Annotated in this window: 10 protein-coding genes, 2 tRNA genes and 2 rRNA genes; 5 read left to right on the top strand and 9 right to left on the bottom strand. The window is 45.1% G+C overall.

The window, feature by feature from the left end; translation table 11 throughout:
- Positions 1-29: 29 nt before the first annotated feature.
- Positions 30-2,261 (bottom strand): ABC transporter permease subunit, encoded by a 2,232-nt coding sequence (locus tag OCU50_RS02730; protein ID WP_060468429.1) that lies wholly within the window; start codon positions 2,259-2,261, stop codon positions 30-32.
- A 202-nt stretch (positions 2,262-2,463) separates the two neighbouring features.
- Between OCU50_RS02730 and ppk1 the strand changes: the two genes are divergently transcribed.
- Both ppk1 and ppx read left to right on the top strand, forming a co-directional pair.
- Positions 2,464-4,563 (top strand): polyphosphate kinase 1, encoded by a 2,100-nt coding sequence (gene ppk1, locus OCU50_RS02725; RefSeq protein ID WP_060468430.1) that lies wholly within the window; start codon positions 2,464-2,466, stop codon positions 4,561-4,563.
- A gap of 115 nt (positions 4,564-4,678) precedes the next feature.
- Positions 4,679-6,136 (top strand): exopolyphosphatase, encoded by a 1,458-nt coding sequence (gene ppx / locus OCU50_RS02720; RefSeq protein WP_235588152.1) that lies wholly within the window; start codon positions 4,679-4,681, stop codon positions 6,134-6,136.
- 15 nt (positions 6,137-6,151) lie between these two features.
- Here ppx and OCU50_RS02715 read toward each other — a convergent pair whose 3' ends face one another.
- Genes OCU50_RS02715 through phoB form a run of 3 tightly spaced genes read right to left on the bottom strand, consistent with a single transcriptional unit; the run spans position 6,152 to position 9,145 of the window.
- Positions 6,152-7,129, bottom strand: coding sequence for a PstS family phosphate ABC transporter substrate-binding protein (locus tag OCU50_RS02715; RefSeq protein WP_060468431.1), 978 nt, complete (start codon positions 7,127-7,129; stop codon positions 6,152-6,154).
- A complete protein-coding gene (gene phoR, locus OCU50_RS02710) occupies positions 7,126-8,424 on the bottom strand; it encodes a phosphate regulon sensor histidine kinase PhoR (RefSeq protein WP_060468432.1) in 1,299 nt (432 codons plus the stop codon). The genes OCU50_RS02715 and phoR overlap by 4 nt, the downstream gene beginning before the upstream one ends.
- Positions 8,425-8,455: 31 nt before the next feature.
- Entirely contained in the window at positions 8,456-9,145 is a 690-nt protein-coding gene (phoB, locus tag OCU50_RS02705) for a phosphate regulon transcriptional regulator PhoB (protein WP_004735064.1), read from the bottom strand.
- A 194-nt stretch (positions 9,146-9,339) separates the two neighbouring features.
- Between phoB and rdgC the strand changes: the two genes are divergently transcribed.
- From rdgC to OCU50_RS02690, 3 genes are all read left to right on the top strand, one after another.
- Positions 9,340-10,254: a recombination-associated protein RdgC gene (gene rdgC / locus OCU50_RS02700; RefSeq protein WP_060468433.1), complete on the top strand. Its 915-nt coding sequence runs from the start codon at positions 9,340-9,342 to the stop codon at positions 10,252-10,254.
- Between the two features lie 206 nt (positions 10,255-10,460).
- Positions 10,461-11,879 (top strand): prephenate-dependent tRNA uridine(34) hydroxylase TrhP, encoded by a 1,419-nt coding sequence (gene trhP, locus OCU50_RS02695; protein WP_060468434.1) that lies wholly within the window; start codon positions 10,461-10,463, stop codon positions 11,877-11,879.
- 20 nt (positions 11,880-11,899) lie between these two features.
- Positions 11,900-12,154 (top strand): YfhL family 4Fe-4S dicluster ferredoxin, encoded by a 255-nt coding sequence (locus OCU50_RS02690; protein ID WP_017056160.1) that lies wholly within the window; start codon positions 11,900-11,902, stop codon positions 12,152-12,154.
- Between the two features lie 272 nt (positions 12,155-12,426).
- On the opposite strand, the gene mepA is transcribed toward OCU50_RS02690, so the two are convergent.
- From mepA to OCU50_RS02665, 5 genes are all read right to left on the bottom strand, one after another.
- On the bottom strand, positions 12,427-13,263 hold the full coding sequence (gene mepA / locus OCU50_RS02685) for a penicillin-insensitive murein endopeptidase (protein WP_060468435.1): 837 nt from the start codon (positions 13,261-13,263) through the stop codon (positions 12,427-12,429).
- A 310-nt stretch (positions 13,264-13,573) separates the two neighbouring features.
- A tRNA-Trp gene (locus OCU50_RS02680) sits at positions 13,574-13,650 on the bottom strand.
- Positions 13,651-13,684: 34 nt separating this feature from the next.
- Positions 13,685-13,761 (bottom strand) — tRNA-Asp (locus tag OCU50_RS02675).
- Positions 13,762-13,828: 67 nt separating this feature from the next.
- Positions 13,829-13,944: ribosomal RNA gene (gene rrf / locus OCU50_RS02670) — 5S ribosomal RNA — on the bottom strand.
- Between the two features lie 126 nt (positions 13,945-14,070).
- A 23S ribosomal RNA gene (locus tag OCU50_RS02665) occupies positions 14,071-16,963 on the bottom strand.
- Positions 16,964-17,320: the final 357 nt, after the last annotated feature.

The following is a 17,320-nucleotide window of genomic DNA, read 5'->3' as shown; positions in this document are numbered from 1 at the left end:
CTGGTTGCGATTGACGATTCTGATAAAAATTATAAAGCACGGTATTTATCTCGCAGCCTTTGTCTTACCCATTCCGCAATCGAGTTCACGGCGAAGGTAAAGACGAATAGAAGTAACGCAGCTAGGAACAACAATCTAAAGTGAGGGCTGCCAACCTCTGATTCAGGAAGCTCAACAGCAATCGTCGCAGATAGCGTTCGCATCCCCTCAAGAATATTCCAATCCATGATAGGCGTATTACCGGTCGCCATCAGCACGATCATGGTCTCACCAACCGCTCTACCCAACCCCATCATGATTGCAGAGAAAATTCCGGGACTTGCAGTAAGCAGCACAACATAAATAAGGGTTTGCCAAGGTGTGGCGCCTAGCGCCAAAGAACCATCCGACAAGTGCTTAGGCACCGAGAAAATAGCGTCTTCTGCGATAGTGAAAATGGTTGGGATAACAGCGAAGCCCATCGCGAACCCAATCACAAGAGCGTTACGTTGGTCAAAATCGATCCCATGGTGGTTTAAAAAGAGCTTGATATCACCAGCAAACAACAACGATTCAATTTTCCCACCCAAGTTAAGCACGATCACAGTGGTCACAATCAAAACAGGAACCAGAATCAGTGCATGCCAACCATTAGGAAAACGGCTCACCCAATCGTGTGGTAAGCAGTACCAAATTAAACCAACAACCAACGTGCTAAGAGGTAGCACCAATAACAGTGAGACAATAGCCGTTAAATGCGTTTCCACGATAGGAGCAAACCACAAACCCGCTACAAACCCGATGATAACTGTCGGCAATGCTTCCATTAATTCAATCGAAGGTTTTACCACTCGACGCATCTTTGGAGTCATAAAGTAAGCGGTGTAAATAGCGCCAAGTACCGCAATAGGCACCGCGAACATCATCGCAAACAGTGCGGCCTTAAGTGTGCCAAAAGTCAGAGGAACTAAGCTGAATTTCCCTTCAAAATCATCATTTGCCGAAGTGGACTGCCACACATATTGAGGCTCTGGGTAGCTCTCGTACCAAACCTTTTGCCATAACGATGAAAAAGATATCTCTGGGTATGGATTATCGACTAAAGCAAGACTAATAACGCCATCACTCAGTGTCGCGAGGTGAAGTTCATTCGCAGACATGGCCGCGAGTTGTGGCGACTTCTTATAAGCTTTCTCAAACAGAGATAACTTTTCACTGGTCGTATAGTGGCTTTGAATCGTGCCATTCTGATAGAAACTGTAAAAGCCTTTGCGATACGTATCAGGCAGTAAGAATTGAACCTCTGAAGGCAGCTTAAAGTCTCGAATGTGAGTCAAGTTACGCTGCTCATTGCTCAATACATCAAACCATTGAGAGACTCGCCCATCAAAATGACTCACGAGCAGAGAATAAGCACCGGACAACAAGTCAATACTCTTAACGGAATGCAGCTCATCACCTAAACTTAAGTCGATCACTTCCCTAACCGAGAACTCGTTCGCTCCCGTGGTTAAAATCGTAAGATCAGAGGCGTTTCGAAGGTATAGAGTGTGCCCGTTAGGCGTCATTAAAAGCTGGTCTTGCAGTCCAAACTCTTTAGATAACCATTGTGAGTTGACCTCTGAATACTCACCAGTCAATGACGCTTGGTACCATTTTATTAGAATGCGGTTATTGGACAGCTGAGCCACCAGCGTCAGAAGACTATTGTCGGTCGCAAATGTTAGCTTTTCAACGCTCAAGCCACTACTCAAAGCGATGTCATCTAAAAATTCAAACGGTTTACCGTTGAGTTGAAGGTAGTTGATGCGAGGGCTATCAGCTTGACCTTTTCTTACGGCAAGAGGCTTTAAGAACTTCGGCTGAAACAACTGCACTTGGCCTTGGCGATTAGCAAAGGCGAACCAATTGTCTGAGGGCGCGCTTCGAGCAAACGCAACCGAGTCTTCAATAATTGACGCTGAGAAGTATGGAGTCGATTGAGTATTATCAAGAGTCCAATAATCTACCGAACCATCGCGATCGATCACTAAAGCATGTTGACCATATTCATCGATCGTCATTGTAATTGGATCTTGCACTATCACAGGTTGGACTTTTTGATCTGTCTCTAAACTTGAGTCAGCAAAGATAGGAAGAATAACCATCGCTAGGTAAATAAAGATAAGAACCAGTGCCGCCAATACGCTAACACCACCTAACGTCACTGCAAAACGCATAAGACGGTCTTTCAACCATCTTTTTTTATCTCGTTTTTTCAATGAAATTTCGGCTGCGGTCATCTGTCTATCTACCTTTTTTGAGCTAATATCATAATATTTCGTTTACATGACAATTATATTACAACTCACATTAAACAACTGAAAAGAATAGTAAGTTTTGTTGAAACTGTAGAGTGAAATAATACCGTAACAAAAACAGCATACTCTGCTCATTTTTACAATTTGAGTAATCTCACACTCTTTAAGATGTCTAGGATGGATTATGAACGCTGAAAAACTCTATATAGAAAAAGAACTCAGTTGGCTCTCCTTTAACGAGAGAGTTTTACAAGAATCAGCGGACAAAACGGTGCCTCTTATCGAAAGAGTGCGATTTCTTGGGATCTTTTCTAATAACCTAGACGAGTTTTACAAAGTTCGATTCTCTGACGTTAAACGTCGTATTTTGATCAACCAAGAACGTGGGATCCACGATAACTCAAAGCATTTGCTTACCAAGATGCAAACCAAAGCGTTTAAGCTAAACCAGCGTTTTGATGAACTCTACAATGAGCTTATTCTAGAGATGGCAAGGCGACGAATTTTCTTGGTCAACGAGACGCAACTGAATGACCCTCAAAAGAAATGGATAAGAAAATACTTTAAGAAAGAAGTACTTCCACACATTACTCCCCTTTTGATGACCGACGAGATTAATGTGCTTCAATTCTTAAAAGATGAATATGCCTACCTGACCGTCGAACTTCAAAAAGAGCAGCAATCCAAATACGCCGTCATAGAGATACCGACCGATCACCTTCCGCGCTTTGTCATGGTTCCAGAGCAGAAAGGAAAGCGCCGCAAGACCATCATCTTACTTGATAACATCATCAGATACTGCATTGATGACCTATTTAAAGGCTTTTTTGAATACGATCAACTCAACTGTCACGCGATGAAAATGACACGTGATGCCGAATACGATCTTAGTCATGAAGTCGAACATAGTTTGCTAGAACAAATGTCGGAAGGTGTCGCTCAAAGGCTCAGTGCAATGCCCGTGCGTTTTGTTTACGAACACACAATGCCGAAAAATATGCTGGATTTCTTGTGTGGCAAATTAGGGATCTCTAACTACGACAACCTGATTCCTGGTGGTCGTTACCATAATTTTAAAGATTTCATTGGTTTCCCGAATGTTGGTCGTGAATACTTAGAAAACAAGCCGTTACCCCCTATGTCATGCGCCGACTTTGATGGGTTTGATAACAGTTTTGATGCCATCAAGAATCAAGATATCTTGTTAAACTATCCATACCATACCTTTGATCACATAGCTGAGTTGGTTCGTCAGGCTTCATTTGATCCAAAAGTCATCGGTATCAAGATCAACATCTATCGTGTAGCGAAAAACTCTCAGTTAATGAACTCGTTGATTGATGCGGTTCACAATGGGAAAAACGTAACTGTGGTGGTTGAACTTCAAGCTCGATTCGATGAGGAAGCCAATATCGAATGGTCAAAAATTCTAACTGACGCTGGCGTTCACGTAATCTTTGGTGCTACAGGTTTGAAGATCCACTCTAAGTTACTTCTTATCAGCCGCCGAGAAGGTGAAGAAATTACTTATTACGCGCATATCGGTACGGGTAACTTCCATGAAAAGACAGCAAGAATTTACACAGACTTCTCACTGCTCACCGCCGATCAAGAGCTAACTAACGAGGTGCGTAATGTCTTTGGGTATATTGAGAACCCTTACCGCCCTGTAAAGTTTGACCACTTAATTGTGTCGCCACGTAATTCACGTAAAAAACTTTACCGTCTTATCGATACAGAAACTGCCAATGCCAAGTCCGGCAAGAAAGCAGAAATCACATTGAAGGTGAACAACTTAGTCGACAAAGGGCTGATCAACAAACTTTATGGTGCAAGCAATGCTGGAGTCAAAATTCGTATGATCATACGAGGTATGTGCTCACTGGTTCCGGGAGTAGAAGGCATCAGCGAGAACATTGAAATCATCAGTATCATCGACCGATTCCTAGAGCACCCACGCGTTTTGATTACACATAACGATGGCGACCCTAAGGTGTTTATCTCATCGGCGGATTGGATGACACGAAACATCGACCACCGTATTGAAGTCGCAGCGCCAATCCGTGATGAACGTTTGAAACAACGCATCATCGACATTGTAAATATTCATTTTACCGATACAGTTAAAGCAAGGTGGATAGACAAAGAGATGAGCAACGCTTACGTCCCTCGTGGTAACCGTAAAAAACGCCGCTCACAAGTCGCCATCTATGATTACCTCAAGCAGGTAGAGAAACAGACTCGAAAAGCTAGGGAACAACAATCTCACGATGAGCCAAGCTAAAAAAACCAAGGCCAATACGCCAGAAGAATCCAGTAATACCGGCTCACTTGAGGCGGTATCCCCACTACCTATCAAACACGTTGCAGCCATCGATTTAGGCTCTAATAGCTTTCACATGGTTGTGGCTAAAGTCATAGGGCAAGAATTGCAACTTGTCAGCCGACATAAGCAAAGAGTCAGGCTTGGCTCTGGCCTCGATGACCAATCAAACCTAAGCAATGCAGCCATCGAGCGTGGTTTAGAGTGTCTCGCTATGTTTGCCGAGCGCTTACAAGGCTTTGAAGTCGAAAACGTTCGTATTGCTGCCACCCACACACTCCGCCAAGCAAACAACGCTCATATTTTTATCCAGCGTGCTCGTGAGGTGCTTCCTTTTCCTATCGAAGTAATTCCCGGGGAAGAAGAAGCGCGACTTATCTATTTAGGCGTAGCTCACACACAGCCAGAGTCAGATTCGAAATTAGTTGTGGATATTGGCGGTGGCAGTACCGAATTGATTATCGGCAAAGGGTTTGAGGCAAAGCTCGTCAACAGTAAACAGATGGGCTGCGTGAGCTTTACACAGCGATACTTCTCGAATGGGAAACTCTCTCGCAAGAACTTCTCTAAGGCCATCATTGCAGCTCAACAACGTCTAGAGCCTCTAGCCGCTAAATACAAAAATAAAGGCTGGGATGCAGCTCTTGGCTCCTCAGGAACCATCAAAGCAATCAAAGAAGTCTTGGTCGGAATGGGCTATGAAGATGCCATTATTACTGAAAAGCGATTAGGCCATTTAATTGATGTATTGTGCGAACACGACACTATTGAAGAGATAAAACTCAAAGGACTCACAGAGGAGCGCCAACCCGTTTTTGCTGGCGGAGTGGCTATCCTCACTGCGATATTCATGGCTCTTTCAGTCAAAGAGATGCACTTTTCAGACGGTGCGCTTCGTGAAGGCTTGCTCTATGAGATGGAAGATCGCTTTCAGCGTTCGGACATTCGCATGCGAACTACAGAAAACCTAGCAGCCAAACACTCCGTTGATTTCGACCACGCGACTCGCGTAAAAGAACAAGCAAGCGAGTTCTTACATCAGCTCTGCGATGAGCTATGCATTAAGAAAAAAAGTCAGCTGTTTGAACTGCTTGAATGGAGTGCTCTATTACACGAGGTCGGACTGAGTATCAGCTTCTCAGGCTTCCATAAGCACTCTGCGTATCTTCTTGAGCATACCAATATGCCAGGCTTTAACAGCGAGCAACAAATGGTCATGTCGATATTAGCTCGCTTCCAGCGCAAAGCCCTTAAGCTTCAAGACATGCCTGAACTGAATTTATTTAAGAGTAAGCACTTGATCAGCTTAATTCGCATATTACGTCTATCCATCATTCTCAATGGTCAACGCAACGATACTGCTCGTTTAAAAACGCGCATTGAAGTCATCGATAAAGACCATTGGAAGATTTGTGGTGCCGATGGTGATTGGCTTGATGAGAATAAGTTATTAGCGGCGGACTTAGCCGCAGAACAGGAACTGTGGAGTAATGCTGAATGGCAACTAAGCTTCGATGATAATCAAAAAGCGTAATTGCCAATCGGGAGCTCAAAGCCCTACTTTTGCGAGTTCTTGTTTGGCGTATTCGTGAGGAATAGAAACGTAGCCGTCTTTTTCCACCAACTCTTGACCTTGTTTAGAAAAGATAAAGGTTAAGAACTCTTGCTCGACCGGAGAAAGCGGCTTGTTTGGGTGTTTATTCACATAAACATACAAGAAGCGCGAAAGCGGATAAGCGCCACTTAGGATGTTTTCTCTTGTTGCGTGTACATATTGATCACCCGTCTTAACCACAGGCACCTGTCTCACCCCCGCAACACGATAGCCAATGCCTGTGTATCCAATGCCGCTGATCGACAAAGCAACAGATTGAACAACAGAAGCTGAACCCGGCTGCTCATTGACTCGATTCTTGAAATCACCACCGCACAAAGCATTCTGCTTAAAGTAACCATAAGTACCAGACACCGAGTTTCGCCCAAACAGTTGGAAGCGATGCTTTGCCCAAGGTTGTTTAATACCTAACTCTCGCCAATTTTCGATATTCCTAACACCACCGCAGCGTAAAGTCTCCGAGAAAATGCCATCTATCTGACGGAAGTTGAGCCCTTTGATCGGGTTATCTTTGTGTACGAACACGCCAATCGCATCGATAGCGACTCTGAGCGCGGTAGGCTTATAGCCATGCTCTCTTTCGAACGCTTCAATTTCTCGTAAGCGCATCGGACGACTCATTGGTCCAAGGTGAGCTGTACCTTCTGTTAAAGCTGGAGGGGCCGTCGCCGAGCCTGAAGCTTGGACCTGAGCATTCACGTTCGGATAGTAAGATTTGAACTCTTCAACCCACAACGTTGTCATGCCCGCTAAGGTATCTGAACCTACCGACAACAAACTTCCCGAAATACCTGGAACCTTGGAATAATCGGGAAGAGGCTTGACGCTCTGTTCCGCATAAGCAGTGTGAACCAAAGCAAATGCTAACAACGAACTGACTAAGAAACGCACCCTGCGTACTAAACAACTCATGACACGGTTAATCTATTTGGTAACGTGAAATGGAAACGGCTACCAACACCCACTTCACTTTGAATTTCTAAATGGGAATCATGATGACTTAGCGCATGCTTAACGATAGCGAGCCCTAAACCACTGCCGCCGGTATCACGTGAACGCGCCTTATCGACCCGATAAAAGCGTTCTGTCAGTCTATGTAAGTGTTGAGGTTCAATACCATCTCCAGTGTCTGACACATCCAAACACGCGCCTTGACTGGTCTGGTACCAACGAACCCTAACCGTAGCGCCCGGTGGTGTGTATTTCACCGCGTTATAAACCAGATTCGATATCGCACTTCTCAACTGGTCTTCATCGGCTAATACTCGTAAACTCGTATCGATATCAAACTCAAGTTTGTGCCCACAGTCACCACTTAAGCTCGCCGCTTCTTTTTCAAGAACTTCGAGCATCGCCGGTACATTGACGACTTCGTCTAGCTCGTGCATTGGCGCCGCTTCTATTTTTGAAAGAGTCAGTAGTTGGTTCACCAAACTGTTCATGCGATTCAATTGTTCTGTCATCACACCATGCGCCTTGGTCCACATCGGGCCGACGATCATGTCTGGATCTTCCGTCATTTCAAGATAACCTTGAAGTACGGTCATTGGAGTGCGCAATTCGTGAGAAACGTTAGCAAAGAAGTTACGACGCATGCCTTCTAGCTGTTTTAGTTGAGTCACATCACGCACTACCATCAGGTGTTCACCTTCGGTATAAGGCACAATACGTAACTCAAGCATACGCTCCACGTTCAGAGGCGAAGGCATCTCTAATGGCTCAGAGAAATCTTGCTTGTTCAGATACTTAATAAAGTCTGGCGTACGAATCAGATTCGAGATCGGTTGCCCAGAATCGTCCGGCCAACGAAAGCCCAACAAATATTGAGCGAGCTTGTTACACCAAACAATATTCCCTTCACCGCGAAACACCACAACGGCATCGGGTAAAGATTCAGCACCGTTTCGAAAACGGCGGATCAGGTTGGTCAGCTCTTTTCTTTTACGACGCTGTCTCTGTTGCATACGGTAAATACCGTTAAACAGAGATTCCCAGTTTCCTGAGCCTGAAGGTGGTGTTAGACGCTTCTCATCCCACAACCATGCGGACAAACGCATTTGATTATGTAGATGCCAGCCGAGCTGCAATACCGTAGCAGCCAGCAGTAACCAAGATAAATAACCGAATACCCATCCGACTAAAATCCATGGTGCGTAAAAAAAAACCAGTTCCCAAACCAGCTTTTTCCAGGTTAACTTTTCAACCATTCAGGACTCCGTAGACTGCAGCGAAGCCACATTAAGCTTTTGTAGAAAAACGGTAACCCGCGCCGCGAACCGTTTGAATTAGCTTATCGTGACCTGCCGATTCAAGCGCTTTACGTAGGCGTCGAATATGCACATCAACGGTGCGGTCTTCAACGTAAACATTCGTACCCCAAACGTTGTTAAGTAGCTGCTCTCGGCTGTATACACGCTCTTGGTGCGTCATAAAGAAGTGCAACATTTTAAATTCTGTCGGTCCCATATCAACGGGACCTTCGCTTGCTGTAACGCGATGCGAGACTGGGTCTAGTTTAAGACCTTGTACATCAATCACATCTTCCAGTGCGGTTGGTGTTACACGGCGAATAACTGCTTTCAGGCGAGCTACTAACTCTTTTGGTGAAAATGGTTTGGTAATGTAATCGTCAGCGCCAACTTCTAAGCCACGAACTTTATCTTCTTCTTCACCACGAGCTGTCAGCATCACCACAGGGATGTTGCGAGTTAACTCTTCACGCTTCATATGCTTGATAAAGTTTATCCCGCTACCACCAGGTAGCATCCAATCTAGTAACACTAGATCTGGGAAAGGTTCACATAGCTTATTTACCGCTGTATCGTAATCTTCAGCCTCTACTGCTTGGTAGCCTTTTTGTTCAAGCACGAAACACAACATCTCACGAATTGGTGCTTCATCTTCAACGACCAGAATCCTTCTCGACATAATTGAATAGCCTTTATAAGTAATCAACGCATTGCATTATCTGAGTTAATTATGACACTTTTGTGACCTTTGAAAACAAATTTTCATATAACTGTCTCAAACATTTCACTTTGTAAGTTTTGATACAGAGCTAGGGACAAATCGAATTAGATCTCATATCATGAGGCACTTCTAAAAAGGTATGAGAAATATTTATGTGGTTTAAAAATTGCCTAGTCTATCGCTTCAACCGTGATATTGATTTCAATGCAGATCAGCTAGAGAAACAACTTGAAGAATTCCGCTTTACTCCTTGTGGTAGCCAAGACAAACAGAAATTTGGTTGGGTACACGCAATGGGTAAACATGGCGATATGATGACGCACGTCTCAGAAAACCGCATTCTAATCTGTGCAAAGAAAGAAGAGAAAATGCTACCTGCTTCTGTGATCAAAGAGTCACTGAACGCAAAAGTAGAAACGCTTGAGGCAGAATCGGGAACACCTCTTAAAAAGAAAGAGAAAGACAACCTAAAAGAAGACATCATCATTGATCTGCTTCCTCGTGCATTCAGCCGCAGTAATTTCACTTACGCGCTGATCATGCCAAAAGAGGGTTTCATTGTCGTTGATGCGAGCAGCTACAAAAAAGCAGAAGACGTACTAGCATTACTACGTAAAACTATGGGTAGCTTGCCAGTAGTGCCTGCTATTCCAGAGCAAGCGATTGAAACGACTCTGACAGAGTGGGTGAAATCTGGTGATACACCTAAAGGTATCACTATGCTCGATGAAGCAGAGCTTAAATCAATCCAAGAAGACGGCGGTATCGTTCGTGTTAAGAAACAAGAACTAGAAGCTGATGAGATTAAAAACCACATCGAAGCCAACAAAGTGGTCACTAAGCTTCTGATCAACTGGCAAGATCGCATTGAGTTCATTCTTGCTGAAGATGGCAGCATCAAGCGCCTGAAATTCAGTGACGAACTAAAAGATGAGAACGACGACATTCCTCGCGAAGATCAAGCAGCGCGCTTTGATGCAGACTTCTCACTACTGTGTGGCGAGTTCAGCGTGTTCCTTCCAAATCTATTCGAGTCACTCGGCGGGTTAACTCAACCTAACGCTTAATTCATGAAATTTGAAGCCCAGGTGTCAACAGCACCTGAGCTTAATTCCCAGCTACCTTGCCGTATTTCCTCCAGCTCCGCTCTCTTCTTAATACCATTGTTATCTTTAGGGCTATCAACCCAACTCATTTTAGCGTAAAATTTGCGCCCCTTTGATATCACTTGGTGGTATCAACCTGACTTGAGATCAGACTAGAGAACGAAGCAATGACGACACAAAAACCATTTGTACCGGAACTATTATCACCGGCAGGAAGCCTCAAAAACATGCGTTACGCATTCGCTTACGGCGCTGATGCTGTATACGCAGGCCAGCCACGTTACAGCCTTCGCGTTCGTAACAACGAGTTCAATCACGAAAACCTACAAATCGGTATCGATGAAGCTCATGCTCAAGGCAAAAAGTTATATGTTGTATGTAACATTCAGCCTCACAACTCTAAATTAAAAACGTTCATTCGCGACCTTAAGCCAATTGTTGAGATGGGCCCAGATGCGCTTATTATGTCGGATCCTGGCCTTATCATGATGGTTCGTGAAGCATTCCCTGAGATGCCAATCCACCTTTCTGTTCAAGCAAACGCAGTAAACTGGGCAACCGTTAAGTTCTGGTCAACTCAAGGCGTTGAGCGTGTGATCCTATCTCGAGAGCTATCTCTTGAAGAGATCGAAGAGATTCGCGAACACTGCCCAGAAACTGAGTTGGAGATTTTTGTGCACGGTGCACTTTGCATGGCGTACTCTGGTCGATGCCTGCTTTCTGGTTACATGAACAAACGCGACCCAAACCAAGGTACTTGCACGAACGCTTGTCGTTGGGAATACAAGACAGAAGCTGCGAAAGAAGACGAAAACGGTCAGATCGTTGAAGTAAATCCGACAGGTGTTGCTATTCAAGAAGTAGAAACGCAAGACATTGAAGTTCAAGATGAGCGTCCAGACAACACACTAGGTCTTGGCAAACCAACAGATGAAGTTGTGTTACTTTCTGAGTCACACAAGCCAGAAGAAAAAATGGCCGCGTTTGAAGATGAGCATGGTACTTACATCATGAACTCGAAAGACCTTCGTGCAATCCAACACGTTGAGCGACTAACGAAAATGGGTGTTCACTCGCTTAAAATCGAAGGCCGTACTAAGTCTTTCTACTACTGTGCACGTACAGCACAAGTTTACCGTAAAGCTATCGACGATGCTGTAGCAGGCAAACCATTTGATGAAAGCCTAATGGGTACGCTAGAGAGCCTAGCTCACCGTGGCTACACTGAGGGCTTCCTACGCCGTCATACACACGACACATACCAAAACTACGAGTACGGTTACTCTATCTCTGATACTCAACAATTCGTAGGTGAGTTCACAGGTAAGCGCCGTGGTGACCTAGCGGAAGTCGAAGTGAAGAATAAATTCCTATTAGGCGATAGCTTAGAGATGATGACACCGAAAGGTAACGTTGTCTTCAAATTAGAAGTCATGGAAAATCGTAAATCTGAAGCTGTAGACGATGCGAAAGGCAACGGTCACTTTGTATTTATCCCTGTACCAACAGATTTAGACTTACAGTACGGTTTGTTAATGCGCAACTTGAACAAAGGCCAAGATACGCGTAATGCATCAGGTAAATAACGTTTATTTTGGAAAGATAGATGGCTCTACTAATAACTGACAAGTGCATCAACTGCGATATGTGTGACCCAGAATGCCCAAATGGTGCAATCACTATGGGCGACAGAATCTTTGAGATCGATCCTGATTTATGTACTGAGTGTAAAGGTCACTATGAAAAGCCAACATGTCAATCAGTGTGCCCCATTACCAAATGCATTATCACTGACCCAAATCATATTGAAACTGATGACGAGTTACTTGAAAAGTTCGTCATCATTCAAGGCTTAACCTGACAGATAAAAGGTTCAACTGAATCATTGAGTTGAACCTTTTTTATCCAGTACTTTGCAGAGATACTTTGCCCCCTCTTTCTCATGCTGATACTCAAGCTATTCTCGTCAATTTTCACCTGAGATAGAGACATCAGATAAAATACTCTCGACTCATATCTGTCACAAATTCCATTTTATGTTTATAAACTCAAATAATCGAGTGACATTTCCCCTACATCTTAGACGAAAATACGAGTGCGTCATTAACGCTTAGATGATCGACCAAACTCAGATTACTGATTTGATATTAAAGCCAAACACTGACTAGGCATCACTTTAACTTTCTTTCTTTTCTTCTTTTTCGCTACTTTTTGGGATGGATCTGGCACAGTTTTCGGAGCCCAGCTTGCTAATTCATACCCACAACCATCACCTTTAGGAGGCCTTGCTTGAGCTATACAGTTTGAACTGCCTTCCGGGCACTTTAAACGAACATGGAAGTGAGAATGATGCCCCCACCAAGGTCTTATTTTACCTAACCAAGATCTATCATTAACATCAGAGCTATCTTGATCACAAAGGGCCTGTTTAATGACAGGGTGAACAAAAATACGCACCACTTTTTCATCTTTCGCTGCATAGCGAATCACTTGAAAGTGATCATCGGTCCAATTAGATTTACGCAGTTTGTAGTTAGTAAGATCCACAACGCTCACAGGCTTAGGGACAGCAAGTTCATTCTTAGTAAGCCTCTTACTGGTTAACCTCAACCATATATCAATATCCAACCCAGTCTGGTGACTTGAATGACCAGATGAGAAGCGGCCCCCTCGAGGTAGTGAAATATCGCCAACTAACAAGTTGGTGTTGAGTTGCTCGCTTGTAATTATACCTAGCCTTTCAATAAACTGAATGGCTTCAGTATGGCCATAGTAGCGCTCTCGCTGAGGGCGAATAATTTGATAACCCTCCCCGTGAATCGGTAGGGCCTGTGCGCCATCGAGGCAACCATTGGCATAACTTCCTATTGATGAGGTTGAATTTCTTGTCGGGCTTTTTTCTTTTTCCCACGGAGTTGCCGATACGGCAAGCGAATAAAAAATAAGAGCCGATGTATAAAGTAACCTCATAACTATTCCAAATGAATGAACTCTACTTTTCATACTAGTCGCCATCAGAAAACATATACGTATTGAATGTAATTTTTGGCGAAAAAGAGGCATTTTATAATGAGAAAATGGAAGGAAACGAGTTTTGAAACAATAGAAATAAAAAAGGCTCCAGCATTTCTGCTAGAGCCTTAATATGGCAGGGGTGGAGAGATTCGAACTCCCAACACGCGCTGTTTTGGTAAATCGGGGGAATCCGCTGCTCTACTAATGACATGTTTCAGCACCAAAAAGTAAAAAGGCTCCAGTCTTTCGACTAGAGCCTTAAATATGGCAGGGGTGGAGAGATTCGAACTCCCAACACGCGGATTTGGAATCCGCTGCTCTGCCAATTGGAGCTACACCCCTATTTCAGTTTTAAAGAGCTGAAACTCTGAATAAGTGGCGGAGTGGACGGGACTCGAACCCGCGACCCCCGGCGTGACAGGCCGGTATTCTAACCAACTGAACTACCACTCCGCAGTGGTCAACTCACTAAGTGAGCGTCCATATCTCCAGGTCGGTCAACCTAAAGATTTAATTTAAAGCCTGGCGATGTCCTACTCTCACATGGGGAAGCCCCACACTACCATCGGCGCTATTGTGTTTCACTACTGAGTTCGGCATGGAATCAGGTGGGTCCACAATGCTATGGTCGCCAAGCAAATTCTGTTTAATTGACGCCTCAGCGACAATTAATAATTCGGAAAACTGATTTAAAAGTCTATCTCTTCAAACTCATTCAAGGTCTGGTCTTTCTTTGAGTCCACAAAACCCCTTGGGTGTTGTATGGTTAAGCCTCACGGGCAATTAGTACAGGTTAGCTCAATGCCTCGCAGCACTTACACACCCTGCCTATCAACGTCGTAGTCTACGACAACCCTTTAGGACACTTATAGTGCCAGGGAAAACTCATCTCAAGGCTCGCTTCGCGCTTAGATGCTTTCAGCGCTTATCGATTCCGAACGTAGCTACCGGGCAATGCCATTGGCATGACAACCCGAACACCAGAGGTTCGTCCACTCCGGTCCTCTCGTACTAGGAGCAGCCCCTTTCAATTTTCCAACGCCCACGGCAGATAGGGACCGAACTGTCTCACGACGTTCTAAACCCAGCTCGCGTACCACTTTAAATGGCGAACAGCCATACCCTTGGGACCGACTTCAGCCCCAGGATGTGATGAGCCGACATCGAGGTGCCAAACACCGCCGTCGATATGAACTCTTGGGCGGTATCAGCCTGTTATCCCCGGAGTACCTTTTATCCGTTGAGCGATGGCCCTTCCATTCAGAACCACCGGATCACTATGACCTGCTTTCGCACCTGCTCGAATTGTCATTCTCGCAGTCAAGCGGGCTTATGCCATTGCACTAACCACACGATGTCCAACCGTGTTTAGCCCACCTTCGTGCTCCTCCGTTACTCTTTGGGAGGAGACCGCCCCAGTCAAACTACCCACCAGGCACTGTCCGTAACCCCGATTCAGGGGCCAACGTTAGAACATCAAAACTACAAGGGTGGTATTTCAAGGACGACTCCATCACATCTAGCGACGCAATTTCATAGTCTCCCACCTATCCTACACATGTAGGTTCAATGTTCAGTGCCAAGCTGTAGTAAAGGTTCACGGGGTCTTTCCGTCTAGCCGCGGGTACACTGCATCTTCACAGCGATTTCAATTTCACTGAGTCTCGGGTGGAGACAGCGTGGCCATCATTACGCCATTCGTGCAGGTCGGAACTTACCCGACAAGGAATTTCGCTACCTTAGGACCGTTATAGTTACGGCCGCCGTTTACCGGGGCTTCGATCAAGAGCTTCGACCGAAGTCTAACCCCATCAATTAACCTTCCGGCACCGGGCAGGCGTCACACCGTATACGTCATCTTACGATTTTGCACAGTGCTGTGTTTTTAATAAACAGTTGCAGCCACCTGGTATCTGCGACTCTCGTCTGCTCCATCCGCAAGGGACTTCACTGATAAGAGCGTACCTTCTCCCGAAGTTACGGTACCATTTTGCCTAGTTCCTTCACCCGAGTTCTCTCAAGCGCCTTGGTATTCTCTACCCGACCACCTGTGTCGGTTTGGGGTACGATTCCTTACAATCTGAAGCTTAGAGGCTTTTCCTGGAAGCATGGCATCAATGACTTCACACCCGTAGGTGCTCGACATCGTATCTCAGCGTTAAGAAAGTCCGGATTTACCTAAACCTTCCGCCTACATACTTGAACCTGGACAACCGTCGCCAGGCCCACCTAGCCTTCTCCGTCCCCCCATCGCAATTGTAAGAAGTACGGGAATATTAACCCGTTTCCCATCGACTACGCCTTTCGGCCTCGCCTTAGGAGTCGACTTACCCTGCCCCGATTAACGTTGGACAGGAACCCTTGGTCTTCCGGCGAGGGAGTTTTTCACTCCCTTTATCGTTACTCATGTCAGCATTCGCACTTCTGATACCTCCAGCAGCCCTTACAGACCACCTTCAACGGCTTACAGAACGCTCCCCTACCCCACGCACCCTAAGGTACGTAGCCGCAGCTTCGGTGTATAGCTTAGCCCCGTTACATCTTCCGCGCAGGCCGACTCGACCAGTGAGCTATTACGCTTTCTTTAAATGATGGCTGCTTCTAAGCCAACATCCTGGCTGTCTGAGCCTTCCCACATCGTTTCCCACTTAGCTATACTTTGGGACCTTAGCTGGCGGTCTGGGTTGTTTCCCTCTCCACGACGGACGTTAGCACCCGCCGTGTGTCTCCCGGATAGTACTTACTGGTATTCGGAGTTTGCAAAGGGTTGGTAAGTCGGGATGACCCCCTAGCCTTAACAGTGCTCTACCCCCAGTAGTATTCGTCCGAGGCGCTACCTAAATAGCTTTCGGGGAGAACCAGCTATCTCCAGGTTTGATTGGCCTTTCACCCCTAGCCACAAGTCATCCGCTAATTTTTCAACATTAGTCGGTTCGGTCCTCCAGTTGATGTTACTCAACCTTCAACCTGCCCATGGCTAGATCACCTGGTTTCGGGTCTAATCCTAGCAACTGTACGCCCAGTTAAGACTCGGTTTCCCTACGGCTCCCCTAAACGGTTAACCTTGCTACTAAAATTAAGTCGCTGACCCATTATACAAAAGGTACGCAGTCACACCACGAAGGTGCTCCTACTGCTTGTACGTACACGGTTTCAGGTTCTATTTCACTCCCCTCACAGGGGTTCTTTTCGCCTTTCCCTCACGGTACTGGTTCACTATCGGTCAGTCAGTAGTATTTAGCCTTGGAGGATGGTCCCCCCATATTCAGACAGGATATCACGTGTCCCGCCTTACTCGATTTCACTGATGATGATGTGTCGGTTACGGGGCTATCACCCTTTACTGCGCCACTTTCCAGAGGCTTCACCTGCATCATTAAAAGCTTAAGGGCTAATCCAATTTCGCTCGCCGCTACTTTCGGAATCTCGGTTGATTTCTCTTCCTCGGGGTACTTAGATGTTTCAGTTCCCCCGGTTTGCCTCCTGTTGCTATGTATTCACAACAAGATACGTGCTTATGCACGTGGGTTTCCCCATTCAGAAATCCCAGACTCAAAAGGTTATTACTACCTAATCTGGGCTTATCGCAAGTTATTACGTCTTTCATCGCCTCTGACTGCCAAGGCATCCACCGTGTACGCTTAGTCACTTAACCATACAACCCGAAAGGGTCTTGTGTATGATACAAATTTGCTTTCACTTTTAGAAAGTGAAGACAAAAAGCAACCAAGGTTTTTGGTTGTCATTAAGAAGGGTTAATTCTCAATGACTGTTTGCCGGACTCAATTTACTTTTTGTTTCCACTTTTTAATAAAAAGTAGAATCAAAAAATGAACAATCATTTCTGATCATTCGAATACAAGACACTTGAATGTGTTTGTTGTGTTTATGCTGTTCTTATTCAATAAGAGCAGATAAACATTGAGAACTTTTAAATTTGATTAACTTAATCACAGCTTTGAGCTGTTTGATTTCACTTTTTAAAGTGAAAACCAATTAAGTAATCAGTCAG

Origin of the sequence: Vibrio toranzoniae (assembly GCF_024347655.1) — a bacterium.
Taxonomy (GTDB): domain Bacteria; phylum Pseudomonadota; class Gammaproteobacteria; order Enterobacterales; family Vibrionaceae; genus Vibrio; species Vibrio toranzoniae.
This window is presented reverse-complemented; position numbering and strand designations above follow the sequence as displayed.